This is a genomic window from Kitasatospora sp. NPDC048662, from assembly GCF_055587065.1.
Genome location: NZ_JBVJHA010000002.1, coordinates 838,869 through 864,659, shown reverse-complemented (window position 1 = coordinate 864,659; position 25,791 = coordinate 838,869). Strand labels below are relative to the sequence as shown.

The 25,791-nt window shown below is 72.5% G+C and carries 19 protein-coding genes; 11 read left to right on the top strand and 8 right to left on the bottom strand.

Going from position 1 to position 25,791, the window contains the following annotated elements:
* Nucleotides 1-2 precede the first annotated feature (2 nt).
* Nucleotides 3-539, top strand: a complete 537-nt coding sequence (gene thpR / locus ACZ6R9_RS09825; protein ID WP_380479368.1) for an RNA 2',3'-cyclic phosphodiesterase — start codon at nucleotides 3-5, stop codon at nucleotides 537-539.
* A gap of 42 nt (nucleotides 540-581) precedes the next feature.
* Here the strand turns inward: thpR and ACZ6R9_RS09820 are convergent, their stop codons facing one another.
* On the bottom strand, nucleotides 582-2,348 hold the full coding sequence (locus ACZ6R9_RS09820; protein WP_380479370.1) for a glycoside hydrolase family 35 protein: 1,767 nt from the start codon (nucleotides 2,346-2,348) through the stop codon (nucleotides 582-584).
* Nucleotides 2,349-2,442: 94 nt separating this feature from the next.
* On the opposite strand from ACZ6R9_RS09820, the gene ACZ6R9_RS09815 reads away from it, so the two are divergent.
* The gene (locus ACZ6R9_RS09815) at nucleotides 2,443-3,288 is read left to right on the top strand and encodes a helix-turn-helix transcriptional regulator (protein WP_380479372.1); all 846 of its coding nucleotides are present in this window, start codon (nucleotides 2,443-2,445) and stop codon (nucleotides 3,286-3,288) included.
* A gap of 224 nt (nucleotides 3,289-3,512) precedes the next feature.
* On the opposite strand, the gene serC is transcribed toward ACZ6R9_RS09815, so the two are convergent.
* Complete coding sequence (gene serC / locus ACZ6R9_RS09810; protein WP_380479375.1) at nucleotides 3,513-4,637, bottom strand: phosphoserine transaminase; 1,125 nt, start codon at nucleotides 4,635-4,637, stop codon at nucleotides 3,513-3,515.
* A 181-nt stretch (nucleotides 4,638-4,818) separates the two neighbouring features.
* On the bottom strand, nucleotides 4,819-5,919 hold the full coding sequence (locus ACZ6R9_RS09805; protein ID WP_380479378.1) for a citrate synthase 2: 1,101 nt from the start codon (nucleotides 5,917-5,919) through the stop codon (nucleotides 4,819-4,821).
* A gap of 391 nt (nucleotides 5,920-6,310) precedes the next feature.
* Here ACZ6R9_RS09805 and pdxH point away from each other — a divergent pair, with 391 nt between their 5' ends.
* From pdxH to fxsT, 6 genes are all read left to right on the top strand, one after another.
* On the top strand, nucleotides 6,311-6,943 hold the full coding sequence (gene pdxH, locus ACZ6R9_RS09800) for a pyridoxamine 5'-phosphate oxidase (RefSeq protein ID WP_380479860.1): 633 nt from the start codon (nucleotides 6,311-6,313) through the stop codon (nucleotides 6,941-6,943).
* 185 nt (nucleotides 6,944-7,128) lie between these two features.
* Nucleotides 7,129-7,299: a hypothetical protein gene (locus ACZ6R9_RS09795; protein ID WP_380479380.1), complete on the top strand. Its 171-nt coding sequence runs from the start codon at nucleotides 7,129-7,131 to the stop codon at nucleotides 7,297-7,299.
* 86 nt (nucleotides 7,300-7,385) lie between these two features.
* Nucleotides 7,386-9,746 (top strand): FxsB family cyclophane-forming radical SAM/SPASM peptide maturase, encoded by a 2,361-nt coding sequence (locus tag ACZ6R9_RS09790; protein ID WP_465537709.1) that lies wholly within the window; start codon nucleotides 7,386-7,388, stop codon nucleotides 9,744-9,746.
* Between the two features lie 142 nt (nucleotides 9,747-9,888).
* Complete coding sequence (locus ACZ6R9_RS09785; RefSeq protein ID WP_465537516.1) at nucleotides 9,889-10,680, top strand: AAC(3) family N-acetyltransferase; 792 nt, start codon at nucleotides 9,889-9,891, stop codon at nucleotides 10,678-10,680.
* A gap of 102 nt (nucleotides 10,681-10,782) precedes the next feature.
* Nucleotides 10,783-12,036, top strand: coding sequence for a TIR-like protein FxsC (locus ACZ6R9_RS09780; RefSeq protein ID WP_380479385.1), 1,254 nt, complete (start codon nucleotides 10,783-10,785; stop codon nucleotides 12,034-12,036).
* A 115-nt stretch (nucleotides 12,037-12,151) separates the two neighbouring features.
* Nucleotides 12,152-16,153, top strand: a complete 4,002-nt coding sequence (gene fxsT, locus ACZ6R9_RS09775) for an FxSxx-COOH system tetratricopeptide repeat protein (RefSeq protein WP_380479388.1) — start codon at nucleotides 12,152-12,154, stop codon at nucleotides 16,151-16,153.
* A gap of 219 nt (nucleotides 16,154-16,372) precedes the next feature.
* Here the strand turns inward: fxsT and ACZ6R9_RS09770 are convergent, their stop codons facing one another.
* From ACZ6R9_RS09770 to ACZ6R9_RS09760, 3 genes are all read right to left on the bottom strand, one after another.
* The gene (locus tag ACZ6R9_RS09770; RefSeq protein WP_465537707.1) at nucleotides 16,373-17,191 is read right to left on the bottom strand and encodes an alpha/beta fold hydrolase; all 819 of its coding nucleotides are present in this window, start codon (nucleotides 17,189-17,191) and stop codon (nucleotides 16,373-16,375) included.
* Nucleotides 17,192-17,256: 65 nt separating this feature from the next.
* Complete coding sequence (locus ACZ6R9_RS09765; protein ID WP_380479390.1) at nucleotides 17,257-18,219, bottom strand: DUF4231 domain-containing protein; 963 nt, start codon at nucleotides 18,217-18,219, stop codon at nucleotides 17,257-17,259.
* Between the two features lie 131 nt (nucleotides 18,220-18,350).
* A complete protein-coding gene (locus tag ACZ6R9_RS09760) occupies nucleotides 18,351-19,100 on the bottom strand; it encodes a sugar isomerase domain-containing protein (RefSeq protein WP_465537513.1) in 750 nt (249 codons plus the stop codon).
* Nucleotides 19,101-19,327: 227 nt separating this feature from the next.
* Here ACZ6R9_RS09760 and ACZ6R9_RS09755 point away from each other — a divergent pair, with 227 nt between their 5' ends.
* Nucleotides 19,328-20,017, top strand: coding sequence for a metal-dependent transcriptional regulator (locus ACZ6R9_RS09755; RefSeq protein ID WP_380479394.1), 690 nt, complete (start codon nucleotides 19,328-19,330; stop codon nucleotides 20,015-20,017).
* 370 nt (nucleotides 20,018-20,387) lie between these two features.
* On the opposite strand, the gene ACZ6R9_RS09750 is transcribed toward ACZ6R9_RS09755, so the two are convergent.
* A complete protein-coding gene (locus ACZ6R9_RS09750; protein WP_465537510.1) occupies nucleotides 20,388-21,089 on the bottom strand; it encodes a bifunctional DNA primase/polymerase in 702 nt (233 codons plus the stop codon).
* A 255-nt stretch (nucleotides 21,090-21,344) separates the two neighbouring features.
* Here ACZ6R9_RS09750 and ACZ6R9_RS09745 point away from each other — a divergent pair, with 255 nt between their 5' ends.
* Entirely contained in the window at nucleotides 21,345-22,721 is a 1,377-nt protein-coding gene (locus ACZ6R9_RS09745) for a transcriptional regulator (RefSeq protein ID WP_465537508.1), read from the top strand.
* A 195-nt stretch (nucleotides 22,722-22,916) separates the two neighbouring features.
* Nucleotides 22,917-24,089 carry a hypothetical protein gene (locus ACZ6R9_RS09740; RefSeq protein WP_465537506.1) on the top strand — a complete coding sequence of 391 codons (1,173 nt, stop codon included), beginning with the start codon at nucleotides 22,917-22,919 and terminating at the stop codon, nucleotides 24,087-24,089.
* A 226-nt stretch (nucleotides 24,090-24,315) separates the two neighbouring features.
* Here the strand turns inward: ACZ6R9_RS09740 and ACZ6R9_RS09735 are convergent, their stop codons facing one another.
* Nucleotides 24,316-25,593, bottom strand: a complete 1,278-nt coding sequence (locus ACZ6R9_RS09735; RefSeq protein ID WP_380479403.1) for an ABC transporter substrate-binding protein — start codon at nucleotides 25,591-25,593, stop codon at nucleotides 24,316-24,318.
* Nucleotides 25,594-25,791 lie beyond the last annotated feature (198 nt).

Genomic DNA, 25,791 nt, shown 5'->3' with positions numbered 1-25,791 from the left:
GGATGAGGCTCTTCGTCGCCGTGAACCCGCCGGCCCGCGCCATCCAGGAACTCGCCGACGCGGCATCCTCCCTGCGAGAGCTCCCCGGTGCCGACCGGCTGCGCTGGAGCGGGAGTGCCGGGTGGCACCTCACGCTGGCCTTCCTGGGGGAGGTTCCGGCGGACGAAGTGCCGCTGCTTTCGGACAAGTTGGCGGAGGTCGCGGCGTCGCACCCGAGACACCGCCTGCGGCTGGCCGGCGGTGGGACGTTCGGCGACCGGGTGCTCTGGTGCGGCGTGACGGGCGAGACGCATGCCCTGCGACGGCTCGCCGACGCCGTCCGCGACGCACTCGACATCACGGACGACCACCCCTTCCACCCGCACCTCACCCTCGCCCGCAGCCGTTTCGGGGCGAGCGGGATGCGCGGGATGGCGGCCGCGATGGATCGCTTCCGGGGGACGGAGTGGGAGGCCGGGCGGATCCATCTGATGCGCAGCGAGACGGGGTTCGGACCGGCGCGGTACACCGTGGTGAAGGAGTGGCCGTTGCGGGGGTGACGGCCGGCGGGCGCGCGCCCCGGTTCTCGCGCCCGCCTGCTGTCACCCCAGCTCGGGTGCCTCCCGCAGCTCGATGCGGGAGGGCGCCGTCTGCCCCAGTTCCAGCAGGGTGAGCGTGTTGGTGCCCTCGCGGAGCAGCGGCTGCGGGCAGTAGAGGGTGACCTGGGGGCCCTGGCGGTCGTAGCGGCCGAGGAGGAAGCCGTTGATCCACAGGTAGCCGTGGTCGCCCTCGGGGACGGCGAGGAAGGTGTCGCCGGTGGTGTCCAGGTCGAAGGTGCCGCGGACGAGCAGCTCCGGGCCGGGCTCGCCGGGGGCGTACGCGGCAGCGGGCTGCGGGTCGAGCGCCAGCGGCTGGGCGTGCCAGCCGTGCAGGTACTGGCGTTCGTGGCGGACGCCGGTGATGCCCTTGGTTTCGCCGACCTGCGGGCCGTAGTTGACCCGGCCGAGCGATTCGACGAGCAGGGTGACCTGGTCGCCGCCCGTCGCGGTGACGGGCGGCGCGGGGACGCCGCGTTCGAGGGAGGCGGCGTGCTTGCCGGCGATCCGGAGCGCGGCCCGGTCGCGCAGGCCTTCGACGGTGAGCGGCTGGGTGTCGCTGATCGCGGGCACTGCCGCGGTGTAGCGGACCAGGCCGTGCTCCAGCCCGAGTTCCTCGAACAGTGGCGGCACGGGGGAGGCGACGGCGTCCCCGAACGGCAGCTCGGCGATCTCGGTGAGCGCGACCTCGCGTCCGCTCAACACGGGTGTTGCGGACGGCAGTTCGGCCACCCGGTCGTCCAAGTAGTGGACCAGCGACGGGTTTTCGGCCGCGAAGTCGGCGATGACTCGCCGGAAGGCGTGGAACTTGGGGGTGGGCAGGCCGCGTTCGTCGAGGGCGGCGTCGTAGTCGTAGGAGGTGGTGGTCGGCTGGTACGGGGAGTACGTCCAGTCGGTGGAGTTGAACGGGGCGTCCTCGTGGTTGGCGCCGGCCGTGGTGCCGAAGTTGGTGCCGCCGTGGGCCATGTACAGGTTGACGGAGCCGCCGGCGGCGAGGATGCGGCGCAGCGAGTCGGCGGCGTCGGCGGCGTCGCGGGTGTGGTGCGGCTTGGCCCAGTGGTCGAACCAGCCGTTCCAGAACTCCATGCAGAACGGCGGGTCCTCGGGGCGGTGGCGGCGCAGCGTCTCGAACGCGGCTTCGGGGTCGGAGCCGAAGTTGACGGTGGCCAGGATGCCGGGGACGGTGCCGCCGCCGAGCATGTGGTCCTCGGGGCCGTCGGAGGTGAACAGCGGGACGGTGATGCCGCGTTCGCGCAGGCCGCGGGCCAGGTGGTCGAGGTAGGTCCGGTCGCTGCCGAAGGAGCCGTACTCGTTCTCGACCTGCACCATCAGCACGGTGCCGCCGGGCCGCCCCCACTGGCGTTCGACGACCTGCGGCAGCAGCACGTCGAAGAACGCGTCGACCGCGGCCAGGTACTCGGGGTCGCTGGTGCGGGCCCGGCGTCCGACCTTGGCGGTCAGCCAGCCGGGCAGCCCGCCGTTGTCCCACTCGGCGCAGATGTACGGGCCGGGCCGGACGATCGTCCACAGGCCCTGGCGGTGTGCCTCGTCGAGGAACGCGCCGAGTTCGTCCAGGCGCTCGAAGCGGCCGGGGGAGGGCTCGTGCAGGTTCCACGGCACGTACGTCTCGACGGTGTTCAGCCCCATCGCGCGCAGCGTGGCGAGGCGGGCGGGCCACTGCTCGGGGCGGGTGCGGAAGTAGTGCATCGCGCCGGAGAGGATGCGCAGCGGGCGGCCGTCGAGGCGGAAGCCGGTCGAGTCGTAGGTGAGCATGCCTCCTAGCCTGCAAGAAGGCATCGGCCCGGACCATGGACAAAGCCGGGCGGCGTGTTGGACTTGTCCGGGAGACGACCGGGGACGGAGGACGATGGAGCGCTGGTGGCACTACCTGACGCCGGGGCCGGCGCAGTTGGGCACCGGCCTGGCGTGCCTGGGCGTGGGCCTGCAGCGCGGGCGGCTGCCGGTGGTCGGGCCACGGGTGCTGGACCACTGGGTGGCGGTGGTGGTCGGCTCGGGGCACGGCTGGTACGCGCTGCCGGGCGGCCGGCGGTTGCCGGTGGTGGCGCCGGCGGTGCTGTGGCTGCGGCCGGGGGTGCCGCACCACTACGGGCCGGGCGCGGACGGCTGGGCGGAGTCCTTCGTGGACTTCACCGGCGCGGGCACCGCCGGGTACGCCGAGCTGGGGCTGCTGCCGGAGGCCGAGGTGGTGCCGCTGGACTCCGCGGAGACCGCGCTGCGGGTGATCGCCGGGATCGCCGCGGTCTGCCGCCGGGGCGGTCCGACGGCCGGCCCGGAGGCGTCGGCGGCGGTCCACGAGCTGCTGGTGGAGCTGCACCGGCACCGGGCCGACCTGGGTCCGGAGGGTGCGCCGGTGATGGAGGTGCTGCGCCGGGACGCGTGCCTGCCGCTGTCGGTGGCCGAGCACGCCCGGCGGGTCGGCATGGGCGTGGAGGAACTGCGCCGCGCGGTGCGCGCACAGGGCGCGACCAGCCCCAAGGAGTACCTGCTCACCGTCCGCCTGAACGAGGCCAAGCACCTGCTGGCGGCCAGCGAACTGCCCGTCTCCACGGTGTCCCGCCGGGTCGGCTACCAGGACCCGGCGTACTTCACCCGCCTGTTCACCCGCCGCGTCGGCGTCGCCCCGACGGTCTTCCGGCAGCGCGAGTACCGAGGCCGCGCCCAGCCGGCGAACGAGGGGCCGGAGCAGGGGTAGCTCGGGCGACCGACTAGTCTCGAAGCGTGGACCCGAAGACCCGTATGCGGATCGTGACCGGCGCGTTCGTCCTGCTGCTCGCCGTAGTGATCATCAGCGCCCTCGTGCAGAAGTAGCCCCGGCCCCTCGTCGGCGGGCGGCTGGTCCGCAGGGTGGGCCGGGAACGGTGTGGCGGTACGACGAAGGCCCCGGTCCGTGGACCGGGGCCTTCGAGCGGGCGGGGGTCAGTCGTTCAGGTGCTCGACCACGTAGTCGATCGCGCCGGTGAGCTTCTCGACGTCCGCCGGGTCGATCGCCGGGAACATCGCGATGCGCAGCTGGTTGCGGCCGAGCTTGCGGTACGGCTCGGTGTCCACGATGCCGTTGGCACGCAGTGCCTTGGCGACCGCGGCGGCGTCCACCGACTCGTCGAAGTCGATGGTGCCGACGACCTGCGAGCGCTCCTCCGCCTTGGCGACGAAGGGCTGCGCGTAGGAGGACTTCTCGGCCCACGCGTACAGGATCGAGGAGGACTCGGCGGTACGGGCCACCGCCCAGTCCAGACCGCCCTGGCCGTTCATCCACTCCAGCTGGTCGGCCAGCAGGAAGAGGGTGGAGAGGGCCGGGGTGTTGTACGTCTGGTCCTTCGAGGAGTTGTCGATCGCGGTCGGCAGGTCGAAGAACGGCGGGATGTACCGGCCGGAGCCGGCGATCTCCGCGGCGCGCTCCAGGGCGGCCGGGGAGAAGGTGGCCAGCCACAGGCCGCCCTCGGAGGCGAAGGACTTCTGCGGGGCGAAGTAGTAGACGTCCGTCTCGCGGATGTCGACGGGCAGGCCGCCGGCGCCGGAGGTGGCGTCGACCAGCACCAGCGAGCCGGCGTCCGCGCCCTCGGGGCGGCGGATCGGCATGGCGACACCGGTGGAGGTCTCGTTGTGGGTGAGCGCGTAGACGTCCACGCCCGCCTCGGCGACCGGCAGCGGGTGGGTGCCCGGCTCGGTCTTGATGACGGTCGGTTCGGCCAGCCACGGGGCGGCCTTCACGGAGGAGGCGAACTTGGAGGAGAACTCGCCGAAGTTCAGGTGCTGCGACTTCTCGCGCACCAGGCCGAACGCGGCGATGTCCCAGAACGCGGTGGAGCCACCGTTGCCGAGCACGACCTCGTAGCCCTCGGGCAGCGAGAACAGCTCGGCGACGCCCTGGCGGACACGCTTGACGATGTTCTTGACCGGGGCCTGACGGTGGGAGGTGCCCAGCAGGGAGGTTCCGGTGGCGGCGAGGGCACTCAAGGCCTCGGGGCGCACCTTGGAGGGGCCGCAGCCGAAGCGGCCGTCGTTGGGCAGATTGTCGGCGGGGATCTGAATCTGAGCCACACCCGCACCCTATCGCCCCGAATTGCCCGGCTGTACGGCCGTCCGGCCGCTGAGACGTGATCTTCGCGGCACCGGACAGCGCTCACCGGAGCGCGCGCCGCCCCTGGTCAGGGGTGGTACGCACGCCCGGTGGCGGTGTCACGGGTGCTGATGGCCCGTCAGGCGTTCACCTGATCGGGTGTCAGTGGGCGATCTGGTCCCAGCCCTCGATCTCCTGCGGCTTACGGCTGCCGGGGCCGATGTAGCGGGCGGCCGGGCGGACCAGGCGGCCGGTGCGCTTCTGCTCCAGGATGTGCGCCGACCAGCCGGCGGTGCGGGCGCAGGTGAACATCGAGGTGAACATGTGCGCCGGGACCTCGGCGAAGTCCAGCATGATGGCGGCCCAGAACTCGACGTTGGTGGCCAGCACGCGGTCGGGGCGGCGGTTGTGCAGCTCCTCCAGCGCGGCCTTCTCCAGCGCCTCGGCGATCTCGAAGCGCGGCGCGCCGAGCTCCTTGGCGGTGCGGCGCAGCACCCGGGCGCGCGGGTCCTCGGCGCGGTAGACGCGGTGGCCGAAGCCCATCAGGCGCTCGCCCTTGTCGAGGGCCTTCTTCACGTAGCCGACCGCGTCGCCGGTGCGCTCGATCTCCTCGATCATGCCGAGCACCCGGGACGGGGCGCCGCCGTGCAGCGGGCCGGACATCGCGCCGACCGCGCCGGACAGCGCGGCGGCGACGTCGGCGCCGGTGGAGGCGATCACCCGGGCGGTGAAGGTGGAGGCGTTCATGCCGTGCTCGGCGGCGGACGTCCAGTAGGCGTCGACGGCCTTGACGTGCTTCGGGTCCGGCTCGCCGCGCCAGCGGATCATGAACCGCTCGACGATGGTCTCGGCCTTGTCGATCTCACGCTGCGGGACCATCGGCAGGCCCTGGCCGCGGGCGGACTGGGCGACGTAGGACAGCGCCATCACGGCAGCCCGGGCGAGGTCGTCGCGGGCCTGCTCGGCGGAGATGTCCAGCAGCGGCTTGAGGCCCCAGACCGGGGCGAGCATGGCGAGCGCCGACTGCACGTCGACCCGGATGTCGCCGGAGTGGACCGGGATCGGGAACGGCTCGGCGGCGGGCAGCCCCGGGGCGAACCGGCCGTCCACCAGCAGGCCCCAGACGTGACCGAAGGAGACCTGGCCGACCAGGTCCTCGATGTCCACCCCGCGGTAGCGCAGCGCGCCGCCCTCGCGGTCGGGTTCGGCGATCTCGCTCTCGAAGGCGACGACACCCTCAAGGCCGGGTACGAAGTCCGACATGTAGAACGGCTCCTTCAGTGATCCGACACGACGTGCGGCCGTGGTGGGGCGGCACGCCGGTGACCGATGGTGGGTTGGCACTCGGTGTCAGAGTGGCAGGCACGGAGTGCATTGCGCCATACACCACGACGGTGATGTTTCCCCCAGACGCCACTCGAACCCCCGCCCGCCCCGGTGCTGCCGGCGGATTTCCTGGGCACTCCGCCGCAAACCGGACGATTCGCCGGGCTTTGGCGGTGCGCCGCCATGTCCCCGGGTGTTTGCGTGGACGTAGCGGCGCCCGGCGCTTGTCGTACGGGATGATGTTGGCGTGCCTACCGCGGAACGCCACAGTCACCCGAGCGCCCTGTCCACGCCGGCCGAGGAGCGGCCCGTGCCGGACCTGACCGTGATGCGCAAGCATTACCAGCACGAGGGCCTGGCCGAGGACCAGCTGGCCGGGGACCCGTTCCGGCAGTTCGCCCGCTGGTTCCACGAGGCCGTCGAGGCGGGCGTGGTGGAGCCCAACGCGATGGTGGTCTCCACCGCCGACGCCGACGGCCTGCCGTCCTCGCGCACCGTGCTGCTCAAGGGCTACGACCCGCGCGGCTTCGTGTTCTTCACCAACTACGGCTCCCGCAAGGGCACCGACCTGGCCGCCAACCCGAACGCCTCCCTGCTCTTCCCGTGGATCGGGCTGGCCCGCCAGGTGGTGATCGGCGGCCGGGTGGAGAAGGTCGGCCGGGACGAGACCGCCGCCTACTTCCGCACCCGCCCGCACGGCTCCCAGCTCGGCGCCTGGGCCAGCGAACAGTCCAGCCCGGTGGCCGGCCGCGAGGTGCTGGAACAGCGCTACGCCGACCTGGCCGCCCGCTACCCCGAGGGCGAGGGCGTCCCCGTCCCCCCGTTCTGGGGCGGCTACCGCGTCGTCCCGCGCACCGTCGAGTTCTGGCAGGGCCGCGAGAACCGCCTCCACGACCGCCTCCGCTTCGTCGCCCTGGAGGGCGAGGGCGGCGGCTGGCGGGTGGAGCGGCTCTGCCCCTGACGGAGTGTCAAGTTTGCTGCCCCGTAAGTCAACCAGGTGGAGTAACCTGCCCCTCTGACGGGCTAAAAAACTAGTGGTTTGGACCACTGAAACGTGGGTAGCGGCGTTACAGTCGCTCCGGGTGAAATTCTCGGCACAGGACGCCGAGGCCTGTCTCGCGCCGACAGGCGCAGAAACGAGTCATCATGGTCGCCGCCACCAAGCCCGCCGACAGCGCGCGCGTCGAGGAGTCTGCTCCCTCGCTGGCAGCTCTGGCCTCCATCGGTGTCGAAGAGCTCACCGCCGAGCTCTATCGCGCCCTCCCTGGCGGTGAGTCCGGCCAGGTGGCCGTCGCCGCCTTCAACTCCTCCATCTGAACCGGTCGACCGAGCGCAGACGACGCGACGTCACCCCGATTCCCGTGCCGCGCCCGCTGGTGCCGTTCTCGCAGTACGTGATCAAGATGCACGCCCGTTGTGATCTTGCCTGCGACCACTGCTATGTGTACGAACACGCCGATACCAGTTGGCGCGGCAAGGCCCGCGCCACCAACGAGACAGTGCTCGCACGCACTGCCGAGCGGATCGCCGAACACGCCCGCACCCACCGGCTCCCCGCCGTCCACGTGGTGCTGCACGGCGGCGAACCGCTGCTCGCCGGGCCCGCCCTGCTCGGCCGCGCCGCCGAACTGCTGCGCGCCGCCCTGCCCGCCGACTGCGTCCTCGACCTGCGCATCCACACCAACGGCGTGCTGCTCTCCCCCCGCTTCCTCGACCTGTTCGCCACCCACGGCATCAAGGTCGGCATCTCGCTGGACGGCGACAAGGCCGCCAATGACCGGCACCGTCGCTTCGCCGACGGCCGCAGCAGCCACGCCAAGGTGCTCGCCGCCGTCGAACTGCTGCGCCGCCCCGCCTACCGGCACCTGTACGCCGGCCTGCTGTGCACCATCGACGTGGAGAACGACCCCGTCGCGGTGCTGGACGCGCTGGTCGCCCTGGAACCGCCCCGGGTGGACTTCCTCCTCCCGCACGCCACCTGGGACCAGCCGCCGAAACGCCCCGACGGACTCGGCGAAACCCCTTACGCCGACTGGTTGTTGGCGGTCTACCGGCGCTGGGAGGAACTCGGCCGACCCGTTCCGGTGCGCACCTTCGACTCGGTGCACCGCACGCTGCGCGGCCGTTCCAGCCTCACCGAGTCGCTCGGCCTCGACCCCGCCGACCTGGTGGTGGTGGAGACCGACGGCAGCTTCGAGCAGGCCGACAGCCTGAAGACCGCCTACGACGGGGCCCCGGAGACCGGGTTCACGGTGTTCGAGCACACCCTGGACCAGGTCGCCGCGCACCCCGGCATGGTCGAACGGCAGTCCGGGCTGGCCGGGCTCGCCGAGCAGTGCCGCGGTTGCCCCGTGGTCCGCTCGTGCGGCGGCGGCCTGTACGCCCACCGCTACCGGGGCGACGGCTCCGGCTTCCGTAATCCCTCCGTCTACTGCGGTGACCTGATGCGACTGATCACCACCATCCGCGACCGGATGGCCCCCGCCGTTGTCCTCCCCGTCCAGGACACGCCCGGCGCCACGCTGACCGACGGCCAGCTCGACGAACTCGCCGCCGGGTACGGCGGCGCCGACACCGTCCGGGCCCTGGCCCGCGCCCAACTCGGCCTCACCCGGCGGCTGGTGGCCGCCGTCGGGGCGGCCTCCCCGGCCTGGGCGCTGGTCACCTCGCTGGACGCCGGCGACACCCCGGCGCTGGACGCGGTGCTCGCCCACCCGTACACCCGGGCCTGGGCGGTGCGCTACCTGCAGGGCGACGCCGCGCGCGCCGACCTCGGCGGGATGGCCGAGGTGGCCGCCGCCGCTGCGGTGCGTGCCGGGCGGGCCTTCGAGCTGCCGCTGCCGGTGCGCGGCGGAGCCGTCCACCTGCCCACCCTCGGGCGGGCGCTGGTCGGCGGCGCGGGCGAGAGCGTCGTGACCGGTGATGCGGAGGGATTCACCGTCGGCGGCCGCCGGATCGGCCCGGACACCCCCGCCGACGCGCACTGGCAGCCGGTGCGGCGGATCGCGCTCGCCGACGGCTGGACGCCCGTGCTGGAGGACACCGATCCGCAGCGCGACAGCCACCAGTGGCCGGTCGAGGACCGGCTGCCGGACGCCGAGTACCTGGCCTGGGCCGGGGCGCTGCGCGAGGCCTGGGAACTGATCGGCCGCGACCTGCCCGGCTACGCGCCCGGCATCCGGGTCGGCCTGTCCACCCTCACCCCGCTGCGGCCCGGCCCGGCGGGCCGCGACGTGTCCGCCGCCGCCCGGCAGGCGTTCGGCGCGGTCGGCATCGCCCGGCCCGCCACCGCCCCCACCCTCGCGCTGCTGATCGCGCACGAGTTCCAGCACGTCAAACTGGGCGCGGTGCTGGACTTCCACGACCTCTACGACCGGACCGACGAGCGGCTGTTCCACGCCCCGTGGCGGCCCGATCCGCGCCCGCTGGAGGGCCTGTTCCAGGGCACGTACGCGCACCTCGCGGTGACCGAGTTCTGGGTCACCCGGGTGCGGGCCTACGAGGGGCTGCGCAACGGCCCCGCCCAGCACGCCCGGGTCCAACTCGCGACCTGGCGGGCACACACCGCCGCCTCGATCGCCACTCTCGCCGACTCCGGAGCCCTCACCCCCCTCGGCACCCGCTTCACCGACCGGATGCGGACCGCCGTGGAGCCCTGGCTCGCCGTCCCCGTCGGCGCCGCCGCCGAGACTGCGGCCCGGGAAGCCGCCGCCGAGAACCTGGCCCAGTGGCAGGCCCGCGAGGCGGTCGCGGGGCCGCACTGAACCGGCTCCGGCCGAGTGAACTCATCGTCAAAATCCGGGAACCGGCGCACCACCGGACGTCGAACGGCGAATCCCGGACCGGGATTCGGCCGACCCGGCCGATAGGGTTGGCGGCTTCGACCCGTGGCTGTGGGAGGTTCCGTTGTACTCCGTTGCCGAACTCGTCGGGGACCTCGACAAACTCGGCATCCGGCCGGGGGAGACGCTGCTGGTGCAGGCCTCGCTACGGTCGGTCGGCCAGGTCGCGGAGGGCGCATCCGGGGTGGTACGGGCGCTCCGGGAGGCGCTCGGGGCGGACGGCACGCTGGTCGTGTACACCGCTACACCCGAGAACTCCCGCACCTCCTCCTACTACCGGGCCGCCACCGCCGGTCTCACCCCCGCCGAACTGCGCAAATACCATGCCGCCATGCCCGCCTGGGACGCTGTCACCACCCCCGCCTCGCCCACCATGGGGCGCCTCGCCGAGGAGGTGCGGCTGCTGCCCGGGGCGCTGCGCAGCCGGCACCCCCAGACCTCCTTCGCCGCGATCGGTCCGCGCGCCCGGCAGCTGACGGAACGCCACCTGTGGCGCAGTCACCTCGGCGAGGACTCGCCCGCCGGCCGGCTCTACCGAGGCGGTGCGCGGTGCCTGATGATCGGCGTCCCGGTGTGGTGCTGCACCCCGCTTCACCTGCTCGAGTACTGGCAGCCGGGCCGGCAGTCGCAGCAGTACCGGTGCGTGGTGCGCACCCCGTCCGGTGAGCGGCGCTGGCGGACCTTCACCGGACTTCGGCTGCAGGACGAGCACTTCCCGGCGATGGGCCGGGTGCTGGCCGGCGGGCTCGGCGGGGTGCTGGAGTCCGGGCCGCTCGGCGACGCGCACTGCTACCTGATGCCGATCCGCGAAGCGGTCGATCTCGCGGACAACTGGTTCAGGAGCGGGCAGAGTTGACGGGGCATCGGATCAAGGCCCTATTCCATTTGGACGGCCGCCGTTCCTACACTTGAGTCCCTTTCGGGGAACAGGTGGCAGGCGGGCTCGGGGGAGGCGCGTGTGAACAGCCCAGCGGGCCGGGGGAAGGAAGCACCGAGGCCGTACTTCTTCCTCAGCTACGCGCACACCCCGCGGGTGAACTCCAGAGGTGCGGCGGATCCGAACCTCTGGGTGGCGAAGCTCTATCAGGACCTGTGCGAGGCGATACTTCAGATCACCGACCTGCCGGCCGGGCATCCGATCGGGTTCATGGACCGGTCCATGCACCAGGGGCAGAAGTGGGCCGAGCGGCTGTCGCGGGAGCTCGCCAGCTGCCGGGTGTTCGTGCCCCTGTACTCACCGCGCTACTTCAAGTCCGAGGCGTGCGGCCGGGAGTGGCACCTGTTCACCCGCAGGTCGGTCTACCAGCGTCGCCCGACGGCCGAGCGGATGACCGGGATAGTGCCGGCGCTGTGGGTGCCGATGGACCACTATCCGCTGCCCCGGGTGGCCGGCGAACTGCAGTTCAACCACGACAGTTTCGGCGACGACTACGCCGCCGAGGGGCTGTACGCGCTGATGAAGATCACCACGTTCAGTTCGCAGTACCACACGGCGGTGTGGCGGCTCGCCCAGCGGATCGTCGACGTCGCCGAACAGACCGTCATCCCGGCCGGGCAGGTCTTCGACTTCGAGTCCCAGCCGTCCGCCTTCGATCCGCCGGACGTCGCCGACAAGGTCCGGATCTCGGTGTTCTCCTACAACCAGCCCGAACTGCCGCCCAACCGCTCCGGCGCCTGGTACGGCGAACAGCGCACCGACTGGCAGCCGTTCCGGCCGGACTCCACCCGGCCACTCGCGCAGGACGCCGCCGACGTCGCCAGGAACATGGGATTCCAGCCCACCGTACGGGAGTTCGAGGAGGAATCGGAGCAACTGCTGACCGGCGAACGCCCGTCCGCGCCGTGCGTGCTGCTGGTCGACCGGTGGGCGTTCCTGGACGGGCGGCGGGTCGAGGCGGTGCGCCGGCTGGACCGGCGCAACCTCGGCTCGGTGGCCATCATCGAACCCTGGAACCGCGAGGACCAGCAGAGCCGCGACCACGAACGGATGCTCAACGAACTCGGCGACAGCGTGCTGGCCGTCAGCCGCGGCGCCCTGCAGAAGCCCAGCCTGCGCGACGACGCCGCGGCCGGCGCCCCCGGCAGCCTGGAGGAGTTCCGCGGCGAGATGGAACGCGCCGTCATGCGCGCCTGCACCGCCCACGAACAGCACTACCGCGACCGGCCCGACGACGACGGGCCCACGGACCGCAGACCCAGCATCGGACCATAGGCCGCCCCCGGAGCGGGAGCGGGCGACAGCAGGACGCCGGACGGTCGGAACTCCGTTCGGCGGCACGGCGTGCGGGAACCACGACGGGCACCAAGGGCCCGGGGGAGGGAACGTCATGACCGAGAGGCCGGCGAAGGGCCCGCAGATCCAGGCGCGCCGCCGCGACGCCACCGTGGAGAACCGCCACGGACGGATCGTCACCTTCTACTCGTACAAGGGCGGCACCGGCCGCACCATGGCGCTGGCCAACACCGCCTGGATCATGGCCGCCAACGGCTACCGGGTGCTGGTCGTCGACTGGGACCTGGAAGCCCCCGGGCTGAGCCAGTTCTTCCGGCCGTTCCTCAACCCCGAGATCGTCGGCGCCACCACCGGCATCATGGACCTGTTCGCCGACTACCTCGAAGAGGCCCGGCGCCCGGTCGAACGCGACCCCGACTGGATCGAGGACTTCGCCCGGATCCACCCGCACGCGCTCTCCCTCGCCTGGCCGCACTTCCCCGGCGGCGGCCGCATCGACCTCGTCCCGGCCGGCCAGCAGAACCGCGACTACTCCGTCACCCGCCTCGACTGGGATCTGCTCTACGAGCGTTACCAGGGCCGGCGCTTCATCCAGTCGCTGCGCGCCGACATGAAGCGCCGGTACGACTACGTGCTGATCGACAGCCGCACCGGACTCACCGACACCGCCGACATCTGCACCGTCGAGATGCCCGACGACCTGGTGGTCTGCTTCACCCTCAGCGACCAGTCCATCGACGGCTCCTCCCGGATCGCCCGGGTCATCGAGGACCGCTACGGCGACCGCGACATCCGCATCCTGCCCGTACCGATGCGCATCGACGAGGGCGAGAAGGAGAAGGCCGACGCGGGCCGGGCGCTCGCCCGGATCAAGTTCGGCGGACTGCCCGCCGGCTTCGGCGAACCCGACCTGGCCCGCTACTGGGCCGGCGTCGAGATCCCCTACCGGCCGTTCTACGCGTACGAGGAGATCCTCGCCCCGTTCGGCGACCAGCCCGGCCTGCCCGGCTCCATGCTCGCCGCCAACGAACGCCTCACCCGGGAGATCACCCAGGGCCGGGTCGCCGGACTCCCGCCGATGCCCGAGGACCTGCGGCTGCGCCACCTCGACGGCTTCGCCCGCCGCCGCCCCACCGCCCCCGCCGACCTGTACCTCAGCTACGTGCCCGAGGACCGCGCCTGGGCGGACTGGATCTCCGCGCTGCTCACCGACGCCGGTTACCGCGTCGTGCCGCGCGACCTCGGCGCAGGCGCCAACCCGCGCGAGGCCACCGGCCGCGGCATCGACTCCGCGTACCGCACCGTCGCCCTGCTGTCCGCCGCCTACCTGCAGTCGCCGCAGGCCCAGGCGCTGTGGGACCGCACCGTGCTCGCCGACCCGGCCGGCGCCCGCCGCCAGCTCATCCCCGTCCGGGTCTCGGACGTGCGGCTCAACGCGCCCTACAACAGCCGCAATCCGGTGGATCTGATCGGGCGTGACGAACAGGCTGCCGCCACTGTCCTGCTGCGCGCCCTCGGCCGCAGCGAGACCGAGCTGCCCGACCGCACCCCCGGCGCGCCCCGATTCCCCGGCACCAAGCCCACCTACTGGGAAGTACCGCAGCGCAACCACTCGTTCACCGGCCGGGTCAAGGTTCTCGACGACCTGCGCGCCCAACTCGCCGGTGGCACCACCGCCGTGCTTCCGCCGCCGCAGACCCTGTACGGCCTCGGCGGCGTCGGCAAGACCCAGGTCGCGCTGGAGTACGCGCACCGCTACATGTCGCACTACGACCTGGTGTGGTGGATCGACGCGGAGCAGAGCGAGAACGTCGCCGTCGGCCTCGCCGAACTCGCGGGCCGACTCGGCCTGCGGGTCGGTGAGAACGTCAACGAGGCCGCCCAGTCCGCGCGTGACGCGCTCCGCCAGGGGCTGCCCACACCCAACTGGCTGCTGATCTTCGACAACGCCGACGAGCCCGGCGAGATCCGCCGGTTCTTCCCCGACGGTCCCGGCCACATCCTGGTCACCTCCCGCAACCAGGGCTGGTCCGGGCAGGCCGGCGTGCTCAACGTCGACGTCTTCGACCGCACCGAGTCCGTCGACCACCTCACCCGGCGGGTCCGCGGCCTGACCCGCGCCGACGCCGACCGGGTCGCCGAGGCCGTCGGCGACCTCCCGCTCGCCGTCGAGGTCGCCGCCGCCTGGCTGGAGACCACCCGCACCCCCGTAGACACCTACGTCAACCAGCTCAAGGCCGAGGCCACCAAGGTGCTCGCCGCCGGCGAGACCCCCGTCGACTACCCCACGCCCGTCGGCCTCACCTGGAACGTCTCCATCACCCGGCTGCGCGAACAGTCCCCCGCCGCCGTCCGGCTGCTGGAGCTGTGCGCGTTCTTCGCCCCCGAGCCGATCTCGCTCAAGCAGTTCTTCTTCTCCGAGCAGATGCGCCTCGCGCTCTACCCCTACGACGAGGAACTCACCGACACCTTCCTGCTCGGCAAGGTGCTGCGCGCCGTCAGCCGCTACGCCCTCGCCAAGACCGACGCCGGCTCCGACTCCTTCCAGGTCCACCGGCTGGTCCAGGCCGTCGTCCGCAGCGGCATGAACGAGGCCGAGCGCAACCTCGCCATGCACCAGGTGCACCGCATCCTGGTCAACGCCCGCCCCTCCCGCGGCGACACCGACGACCCCGCCAACTGGCCCACCCTGGAAGCCATCTGGCCGCACCTCTCGCCGTCCCGCGCACAGGACTGCGACGAGAAGGACGTCCGCGAGATGCTCATCGACCGCGTCCGCTACCTGTGGAAGCGCGTGGACCTCGACCAGGCCCTGCAACTCGGCCGCCAGCTCGACATCAGCTGGACCGCCCGGGCCGAGGCCGAGACCGACGCCGGCGAACAGCGCCTGTGGCGGCGGCAGATCTACAGCCTGCGCTTCCAGGTCGCCAACGTGCTGCGCTCCCAGGGCTTCTACAACGACTCCCTGGCGCTCAACCAGGAAACCCTGGACGGCCAGCGCGAACTCCTCGGCGAACACCACCCGTACGCCCTGATGACCGCCAACTCGATGGCCGCCGACCTGCGGTACCTCAACCGCTTCCAGGAAGCCCTCATCCTCGACCAGGACACCTACAACCAGTTCATCGAACTCTTCGGCGAGGACGACCCGCGCACCCTCTCCGTCGCCAACAACCTCGCCATCGACCACCGCCTGGTCGGCAACAGCGTCGCCGCCCGCGACCTCGACCAGGACACCGTCGAACGCCGCTCCGCAGTCCTCGGCGCCCGCCACCCCTACACCCTCAGCTCCAAGTCCAACCTGGCCCGCGACCTGCGCGAAATGGGCGACTACAAGGGCTCCGCGGAACTGCTCCGCGAAGTCACCGAGACCTTCGCCGCGGTCGACGCCTCCGGCCTGCCCGAAGAACTGCGCAACGCGAAGTCGCTCGCCGTCTCACTGCGCCGCGCCGGACAGTACGCCGAAGCCCGCGAACTCACCGAACGCACCTACGAACGGTACGTCGACCTGTACGGCCCCGAATTCCCCGACGCACTCGCCTGCCGGCTCAACCTCGCCGCGGACTTCAGCGCCGCCGGCGACAAGGAGACCGCCCGCGACATCGCCACCGACGCCTACGAGGGCCACCGGCGGCTGCTCGGCGACGAACACCCCTTCACCTTCGCCTGCGAGAACAACCTCGGCATCTACCTGCGCGGCTCCGGCGACACCGAGGGCGCCGTCCAGCACGGCCGCTCCGCCGTCGACGGACTCAGCCGGGTGCTCGGCGCCGACCACCCCTTCACCCTCAACGCCGTCATCAACTTCGCCAACGCGCTCGCCGAGAACCGGCAGCTCGACGAGGCCGAACAGCTCGGCCGCAGCGCGTACGACGGCCTCGCCGCCCGCTACGGGGCCACCCACCCCGACACCCTGATCTGCCAGGCCAACCTCGCCATCACCCTCCGCGCGGCCGGACGGCGCAGCGAGGCGGAGAGCCTGCGGATGCAGGCGGTCGCGGCGCTCGTCGAACTCTTCGGCGAGGAGCACCCGTCCGTCGTCGCGGCCCGCAGCTGGCAGCGCAGCAACCGGGACCTGGAGCCGCAACCGCTCTAGGCTGCGCAAGCCGAGGGGCGCGAAAACAGGTGGGCGCGAAAACAGGGGCGCGGGGAACTGCGCGACAAGCGCTCACCACGTCCGCAAGGTCGCGATCACGTGCAGGTCATTGTCCTGCGTCGCGATCTTGCGGGTGGGTGCCTTCCGCTGCGCGCAGTTCCCCGCGCCCCCGGTTTCGCACCCTCACAGTTCCCCGCGCCCCTGTCAGCGCATCTCTGTTTAGCTGCTCGCGGCCCAGCGGATCGCGTCCGTCATCTCTTTCAGGGACCCGAAGTGTGCCGCGCCCGGCTCCAGGTAGAGCTGTGCGCCCGGGATGTGGTCGGCGAGCCAGCCGGAGTGGCCGACCGGGGAGAACTTGTCGTCCGCGCCGTGCCAGATGCGGACCGGGATGCGGATGGAGTCGACGGCGAAGCCCCAGTCGGTGATGAAGGCGAGGACGTCGTCGATCCAGCCGTCGGCGCCGTAGCGGAAGGCCTGGCGGTAGGTGGACTGGAGCATCCGGCGGATGCCGATGTCGGCGACGACGGTGCGGTCCGGTGGGGTGAGTTCGGGGACCAGGTTGCGGATGAGTTGGGCGGGGTCGCGGCGGATCACCTGGGAGCGGACCTGGAACGGGCCGGCGATCCGGGGTTGGCCCAACTCGGCCTGGCGGTAGGCGCGTTCGTTGGAGGGGGTCATGCCGGCGAACCAGTCGAGGCCGTCCGCGTGGCGCGGGGCGAGGGACACCTGGGTGGCGGCCCGGACCACGCGGTCGGGGAGCAGGGCGGCGCAGGCGAGCGCGTGCGGGCCGCCGCCGGAGCGGCCGACCACGGCGAAGTGGTCGAGGCCGAGGGCGTCGGCGATGGTGGTGACGTCGTCGGCGGCGGCGCGGACCCGGCGGCCGGGCAGTCGGGTGGACTCGCCGTAGCCGGGGCGGTCGAAGGAGATCAGCCGGACCCGCATTCGGGCCAGGACGGCGCTGCGCGGGGCGGGGCCGACCCGGCTGCCGGGGGTGCCGTGGAGCAGGAACACCGGCCTGCCGGAGGGGTCTCCGGACATCTCCACCGCGAGGATGCCCCCGTCCGGTGTGTCGATCCTGCGGGTGGCCACGCGGTGCCTCCAGGTCAGCTGGGGATGTCCAGGCTGCGCACTTCGCGGCGCGCCTGCCAGGTGGTGTGTTCCCGGGAGATGGCGTCCTCGGCGTCCCGGGCGAGCCTCGCCCAGTTCTCCTCGGCGTCCGGGGCGGACAGGTCGACGGCCGCCAACTGGGCTTCGACCTTGGAGAGTTCGGCGGCGGCGAGGGTGTAGGCGGCGGCCTGTGGGCGGTACTGGCGCAGCTGGGCCCAGGCCGAGATGGAGGCGGCGACGGCGGAGATCGCGCCGAGTGCGTCGAAGCTGAATTGGCCGAGTGCGCGCAGGACGGCGAGCAGCAGGCCGGCGGCGGGCAGCACGATGGCGAGTCGGCCGACCCGGCGGGTGGCGTTGCGGCACTGGATGGCCTTGGCCTGGTACCACTCGCGCTGGCTGTGCACCCGTTCGCGCAGGTAGATCTCGCGGCGGACGGTCAGTGGCTGGTCGCGCAGCCGTTCCATGGTTTCGGTGATCTGCGGGTGCCGGGCCGGGGCGCGCCAGGTGCGCAGTTCCTCGGCGACTCCCGGGGTGACCCGGTTGGTGTCGAACTCGCTGAGGATGCCCGCGAGTTGGATGTCGTAGAGGCGTTCGGCGTCGGGGAGTTTGCGTGGTGGCGGCTGGTAGGAGTCGGCGCGCACCGCGTACTTCCACACCAGGGTTTTCACCGACTCGGCGACCGCCCGGCCGTCGTACCAGAGCCGCTGCGGGTTCTGCCAGGCGACGGTGACGGCGATGAACAGCGCGCCGAGGTAGGCGACGGCGGCGAGCCAGGCCCACAGCGGGCCGTCGGCGGAGCCGGCGAAGGCCGCGCCGACCAGTAGCAGCAGCTCCCAGCGGGACAGCGCCACTGCCCGGGCCTGCCCCTGGAGGGACGCGCCGTCGGCGGCCCAGAACAGCCGCGGCAGCAGGTCCTGCTCCCGTACGAAGCCGATCGAACGCCCCGCTCCAGTTGCCATGTTTGCCCCCGCAGCGCCGTCTCACCGGTCTCGGGAGTCCTTCCCAGTGTCGGTCGAACTTACGCGACCGGCACCGGAGTTGGCCGAATGCGCGGGGTTGCGCCGGGGGCGCGGGGCGGTCCGGCGGGCGGTCACCAGGCGTAGAGGACGCGCTCCGCGTTGTCGGCGATCACCTTGTTGTTCCATTCGGTGCCGCCGTCCACGTTGCCGGAGCGGAACAGCGGCGGGGTGATGCCGCGGTCGGCGAGCTTGGCGGTGGCGGCGGCCATCACGGACTGCATCAGCGCGCTGGTGACGATGGTGGAGACCGAGCCGAACGGGGTGCCCGCGCCGGGGTGGTCGAGTTCGCCGTCGCCGGGGGCGATCTTGCTGTCCAGCACCAGGTCGCAGTTGTCCTTGAGGTAGGTGCCGGACGGGTGGTTGGAGCTCACTGCGGCGGGATACGCCAGGGAGGTCACGCCGATCACCTTCAGGCCGCGGTCGCGGGCGTGCCGGGCGAGTTCGACCGGCATCACCTGGCGGCCGGACAGCGAGATCAGGAACAGCAGGTCGCCGCTGCGCGCGGGCGTCAGGTCGAGGGTGGTGGTGGCCAGCCCGGAGACCCGCTCCAGCGCGCTGCCCAGGTGTGCGGGCATCACGTTCACGCCGGTCATGCCGGGCACGTTGAGCAGGTTCATCACCACCAGGCCGCCGGCCCGGTAGACCACGTCCTGGGCGGCCAGCGAGGAGTGCCCGGCGCCGAAGGTGAAGATCCGCCGGCCGTGCTCGACCGCCTCGGCCAGCAGCTCGGCGGCGGCGTCGATGTTCTCGCCCTCCTCGGCGCGGATCCGCTCCAGGTGGGCCACGGCGGCGTCCAGGTACCGGCCGACCAGTTCGGTCATCTCGTGCTCCGTCCGAGCGCGCGGGCGGTCCGGGGGCCGGGCCGCGTGGGGAAAGCTACGGCGTGCACGGTGGCCCCTGCCGCGCCCGGCTGTCAACCGTCGGGCGGGGCGCTCCGGTGCCTGCACCGGGCCCGCGCAGGCCCGGGCACAACCGCGCAGCGCACCGGGTTGTCATCTCCGTACGTCAGAATTGGCGGTGAGGACACCGAAGAACGGAGCCAGGGGCGATGTCAGGGCTGATCGACACCACTGAGATGTACCTCCGCACCATCCTGGAGCTGGAGGAAGAAGGCATCACCCCGATGCGTGCCCGGATCGCCGAGCGGCTGGAGCAGTCCGGCCCGACGGTGAGCCAGACGGTGGGCCGGATGGAACGCGACGGCCTGCTCCAGGTCGCCGAGGACCGGCACCTCGAACTGACCGTGGAGGGCCGTCGGCTGGCGGTGCGGGTGATGCGCAAGCACCGCATCGCCGAGTGCCTGCTGGTGGACGTGATCGGCCTGGAGTGGGAGCAGGTCCACGAGGAGGCCTGCCGCTGGGAGCACGTGATGAGCGAGACGGTCGAGCGCAAGGTGCTCGCCATGCTCGGCCACCCCACCCAGTCCCCGTACGGCAACCCGATCCCGGGCCTGGACGAGCTCGGCGACACCAAGGCCGAGGGCGAGGGCTTCGACGCCGGGCTGGTGACGCTGGAGTCGGTGGCCGGCAAGGACGGCGCGGACGTGGTGGTGCGGCGGATCGGCGAGCCGATCCAGACCGACGGCGAGCTGATGCGCACCCTGCGCCGCGCGGGCGTCCGCCCCGGCGCGACGGTGCGGGTGGCCCCGGCGGCCGGTGGTGTGGTGGTCGGCACCGGCGACGGCGCTGCCGAGCTCGGCAAGGAGATCGCCGCGCACGTGTTCGTCGCCCAGCCGTAGCCGACGGGCGCCGCTCCCGGGGCCTCGGCGCACGCTTCGGGGCCCGGTGTCCCCGCACCGGGCCCCTCGCGCCCTCCCTCCCCCGACTCCCTCCCTGATCCCCTCCGGTTCCCTCCCGCTGCCGCACTCGGCTTCCCCGACCGAACGCCCTCCCGGCAGTCCCCCACGCTCTCGGCCCGCCCGCTCCTTCCGCTCCATCGACCCCGTGCCGACGCTGAGGATGATCCCCTCGGTCGCCGCGGCCAATCCTTGAGCGCTGTCACCCGATCGGTTGGCTTGTCCCGCTGACCTGCGGGTATGACGACTCATTTCCGGAAGATCGCGCTCCGAACGCCCGGCGGCGCGGCACCCGGGCTCACCGCGGGCCCGCTCAGTGCACCGCGGCGGCCTCCCGCAGGACGGGGCGCGGGGCCGACGGGTCGCGCCGGCAGGCGTACGCCAGCGGGCTGACCAGCTCCACCGCGTCCGGCAGCCACCGGTTCTGCGCCGTCGGCGGCCTGGCCCACAGCGCGGACGCGTGCCCGCCGAACCGGGACGGCGGGGCCACCACCCAGTCGCCCTCGCCGCGTGCCACCAGGTCCAGTCCGTCCGGGGTGCAGCCGATCTGCCGCAGCAGCTCCGGCAGCTTGGCGACCGCGCCGGGCAGCACCAGGAAGTGCAGCCGCCGGCCGCGCCGCCCCGCCGCGGCCGGCACCGAGACCACCGGGCCGAGCTGCAGCCCCATCCGCTCCATCCGGGCCATCGCCAGGCAGCCCGCCACCTCCGGCACGTCCAGCACGTCGAACGCCCGGCCGGTGGGCAGCAGGATCGACGCCTGCGGCTGCTCCGTCCACCACCCGCGGACCACCGCCGATCCGACACTGGCCAGCAGCCCCCAGTCCGCGCCGACGGGGTGTGCGCCGGGGAGTGCGCAGCGCGGATCGCCGCAGGAGCAGCGGGTGCGACCGTCGTCGACCAGCCATGCCCCGGGGACCACCTCCCAGTGGCGGACCTCGGCACAGCGGACGGCTTCGGCCAGCAGTGACGTCGGGTCGGGTTCGGGGGCTTGGGAGGCGTTGTCCACGTGGAGCACAACTACCGTCCGTGAGTGGGGGTTACGGGCCGCCGACGAACGATTCGAACGGGGCGCGCGTTGTCACCCGGGACGGTGATCCTGGTCGGAACCCCCCGTTGCGAGAGGGGCGGTAACGGGCGCAGTGGGGGCGCACAGGGGCATTCAGCAGGGCGCGTGGGGAGTGGGTACGTCACCGTGGGTATTCCGCATGGTGTTGCACAGTCGTCGCCCTCCGGTCGGGTCCGGACGGCGTTGGGGAGGCGGAAAAATCCCATGGCCGCGAGACCACTCGTCGCACGAGAGCCGAACGAGCGTCTGCAGCAGCTGATCCAGGAGGCAGGCTGCTCCAACGCGGGCCTGGCCCGCCGGGTCAACCTCTGCGGAGCCGAACACGGGCTCGACCTGCGATACGACAAGACGTCCGTCGCCCGCTGGCTGCGCGGGCAACAACCACGCGGGCAGGCGCCCGCCGTCATCGCCGAGGCCCTCGGCCGCAAGCTCGGCCGCGGCGTCACCGTGGACGAGATCGGCATGGCCGACGGCAAGAGCCTCAGCTCCGCCGTCGGACTCCAGTTCGCGCCCAGCCTGGCCACCGCGCTGGAGCAGATCTGTGAGCTGTGGCGCAGCGACGTCGGCAAGCGCGACTTCCTGGCCGGCACCACCGTCGCCGCCTCCGCCCTGGTCGAACCCAGCCGGGACTGGCTGATCACCCCGCCCGACCCGGTGGTCGCCCGCACCGGCGGCACCCGGGTCGGCCTGGCCGACGTGGCGGCGATCCGCGCCACCACCCAGATGCTGGTCGACCTCGACCACCGGTTCGGCAGCGGCCACGTCCGCCCCGTCGTGGTGCACTACCTCAACAGCGTGGTCTCCGGCTTCCTCGGCGGCTCCTACCGCGACGAGACGGGCCGTCAACTCTTCGGCGCCGTAGCCCGGCTGACCGAACTGGCCGGCTACATGGCGGTCGACACCGGCCAGTCCGGCCTCGCCCAGCGCTACTACATCCAGGCGCTGCGCCTCGCCCAGGCCGCCGACGACCGCGGCTACGGCGGCTACGTGCTGGCCGCCTCGATGAGCCACCTCGCCGCGACCCTCGGCAACCCCCGGGAGATCGCCCAACTCGCCCGCGCCGCCCAGGAAGGCGCCCGCGCGGTGGCCACCCCCACCGCGATGGCGATGTTCTACGCCGCCGAGGCCCGCGGCCACGCCCTGCTCGGCGACGCGTACGCCTGCGAGGCGGTCGCCGCGAAGGCGCTCGCCGCGATGGAGCGCCGCAACCCCGCCGACGACCCGGACTGGATCGTGCACTTCGACGAGGCCTACCTGGCCGACGAGTTGGCGCACTGCCACCGGGACCTCCAGCAGGGCGAGCGGGCCGAGCACTACGCCCGCACCGCGCTCGAACTGCACCCCGCGCACCGGGTCCGCCGGCGCGCCGTCGACCTGGTGCTGCTCGCCACCGCCCAGCTCCAGCAGCGCGACCTGGAACGCGCCTGCGAGACCGGCACCGAGGCGGTCCGGCTGCTCAGCGGGCTGCGCTCGAACCGGGGCGTGGAGTACCTGGACGACTTCCGCAGCCGACTGGAGCCGTACCGGAGCCACCGGGCGGTCCGCGAGTTCCACGCCCGGATGGACGGGGAGGCCGCGTAGCAGGTGGGCGGGGCGGGCCGGTACAGGTGAGGCGACTGGGCTTCGTGAAGCAATAGCACAGAACAGCAGCCCACGTAGTCACCTGTGCCGGTGAACCGGTAGCGTGGCCTCGCAGTTGTGGTCCGTCGTCAGCAACCCGGCGGGGCAACCGAAAGGCCCGGGATCCCGGTGCCGTGCACAGGTGAGGTAATCGCGTTGAGCCAGCGCCGCTCGTATCCGAAATCCGGCGACTTCAATCTGGACGACCTGTTCCGGCCGGAGCCCGCCACGGACGGTCAGGGCACCGGTACCCCGGTGCAGGCCGCCTCGCAGCCCCCGTATGCCCAGCCGCAGCCGCCGAGCCCCGTTCCGCAGCAGCAGTCCGTCCCGCCGCTGGGGCAGAGCGGCAGCCCCGAGTACTGGGGCGCGCCGCAGCAGGCCGCCCCCGCCGCGCCGGGTGCTCCGCAGGGCGACGCCGGGGCCACCCAGTACCTGCCGCCCTACCCGACGGGCGACCCGTCCGTGGCGGCCGCGCCGAACGCGCCGACCCAGATCGGATTCCCGCAACAGGGCTACGCCGGAGGGACGTTCGGCGGGCAGCAGCAGTACCCGTCGCCCGCCCCCGCGCAGCCGAGCTACGGCGGCGCGTACGGTGCGGTCCCGCAGCAGCCGCAGGCGCAGCAGCCGTACCAGGCGGCGCCGGAGCCCGGGCGCGGCGGGTCGGCGAACGGGGGCGGTCGCAAGCCCAACACCAAGGTGCTGATCGGTGCGGGCGTGGCCGGTGTCGCGGTGATCGCGGTGCTGATCGGTGTGTTCGCCAGCGGCGGTGGCGGCGGCGACGACTCCAAGAAGAACCAGGCCAAGGCCAAGAGTTCGAGCAGCCAGTCGGCGTCCGCGCCGGCCGGTGGTGGCGGCGGCGGGGACGGCGCGGTCGGGCCGGAGGTGAAGGCGCAGGCGCAGGCGATGTCCGACCTGCTCGGCACCGCGAGTGCCAGCCGCACCTCGGTGGTCAACGCGGTGACGGCCGTGGGCAAGTGCCAGGGTCTGCCGGACGCGCAGGCCGCGCTGACGGCGGCCGCCGCGCAGCGGCAGGACCTGCTGAAGAAGCTCGGCGACCTGAAGGTGGACCAGCTCACCGACGGTGGCAAGCTGGTGGAGCAACTGCAGAAGGCGTGGCAGGCGTCCTCCACCGCCGACTCCGAATACGCCCTGTGGGCCGGGGACATGGTCGCGGGTTGCGACGGGGGCAAGGCGAAGGACAACGACCACTACCGCAACGGCAACACGGCGAGTGGCTCCGCGACGACGGCGAAGGAGCAGGCGTCGAAGCTGTGGAGCGCGATCGCGTCGAAGACGGGGCTGCCGGAGAAGGGCGCGACGGAGCTGTAGCAGGGGCGCGGGGAGCTGCGCGAGCTGGCGGGTGCGAGATCAGGGGCGCGGGGAACTGCGCGACAAGCGCTCGCCGGTCCGTAAGGTCGCGATCAATGGCAAGTCATTGTCTGCGTTGCGATCTTGCGGTTGGGTGCGTTCCCCTTCGCGCAGTTCTCCCCCAGCCCTGGCGGGCCGGGAGGTACCCCCACGCGCCCCTGGTTTCGCACCCGCCTGCTTGCTTCTCCTAGCCTGCGAGGATGGTGCGGACGTTGGTGAAGCCCTGGTGCTTTTCGACCAGGCGGCCGTTCTGGACCTGTTGGAAGGTGACGGAGGTGTTCACCAGGCGGGGGGAGTCGGCGGTGGGGAGCATGCTGGTGACGCCCCAGCTGAGGGGTGGGGTGGTGCCGCCGGTGTCGATGGGGTCGCCGCTGTCGAGGACGGTCTGGAGGGCCTTCGCGGTGAGTGGCCGGGAGGGGTCGATGCGGCCGGCGGCCTGGCGCAGGACGGTGTAGGCGACCCAGGTGGTCTGGACGCCGGGGTCGGTGACGTCGATGGTGGTGCCGTTGCCGTAGGTGCGGGCGGTGGCGCGCAGGTTGTCCCAGACGGGGGAACTCTCGGCGGGGAACCAGCCGGTGGCGTACGCGCCGCGCAGCGGGCCGTTGTCGCCGCCGGTGGAGTCGACCACGGACTGCTGGAACGAGCCGATGACCGAGGCGAGTTGGGTGTTCTTCGGGTTGGCCCGGCGGTAGGGGTCGAGCAGGTTGGCGGTGGGTTCGGCGCCGAGCGCGGAGAGCACGCAGTTGCCGGGCCGGTCGTCGCCGATGGCCCGCCGGGCGTAGGGGGAGTAGTCGTTGGACTTCTCGGGGGCCTTGACGTCGGTGATTTTGATGCCGGTCTGCTTGACGGCGGTGCCGAGGTAGTTGACCAGGGCGTCACCGGCCCGGCTGTCGGGGCGGATCAGGGCGATCTGCTTGCAGCCGGCCTCGATCAGCTGGCGGCCGCTGCCCGCGACCAGGGCGGGGGTGCCGCCGTTGACGGGGTAGGACAGCGGGCTGCTGAACTCGGGGGTGGAGAGGCCGTAGCCGCCGATGAAGGGGATGCCGGCGGCTTCCAGGACGGGGATGAAGTTGCCGCCGTACTGGCTGGCGGAGCCGACCACGGCGACGGCGTGCGCGTCGGCGGCCTGGTTGGCGCAGGCGGTGGCGCCCTCGGTGGTGTCGTGTTCGTTGCAGGTGAGGATGTGGACCTTGCGGCCGTTCAGGCCGCCGTGCGCGTTCAGGTCGCGGCCGATGGCTTCGGCGAGGGCCGTCATGCCGGGCCGGTCGGCGGCGCCGGTGCCGGACGGGGCGAAGGTCATCACAGTGACGTCCCGGTCGGTGGCGTCGGCTGCGGCCGGGCCGCCGCACGCGGTGGCGGAGAGCAGGGCGGGCAGCACCAGGCCGGCGGCGAGGGCGCCGGTGGTGCGGTGGTGGTGGCGGCCGCTGACGGCGGGTCTCGGGTGGGGGGTTCCGGTCCGCGTCATGGTGCTCTGTTCCTCCCTGGACATGCTGCGGGGACTGACCCGTGCTTCGTTGCGCAGGTTCGGCGGGTCCAGGGTGGTGCGGCCCGCGCACGGTGAGAGGGACGCGATGTGAACGGTCCGCCAACGGGGGAGGAACACGGAGTGCGCGGGTGTGATGACGACGCGTGTGGAGGCCGACCGGCCTGGGAACGTACGATC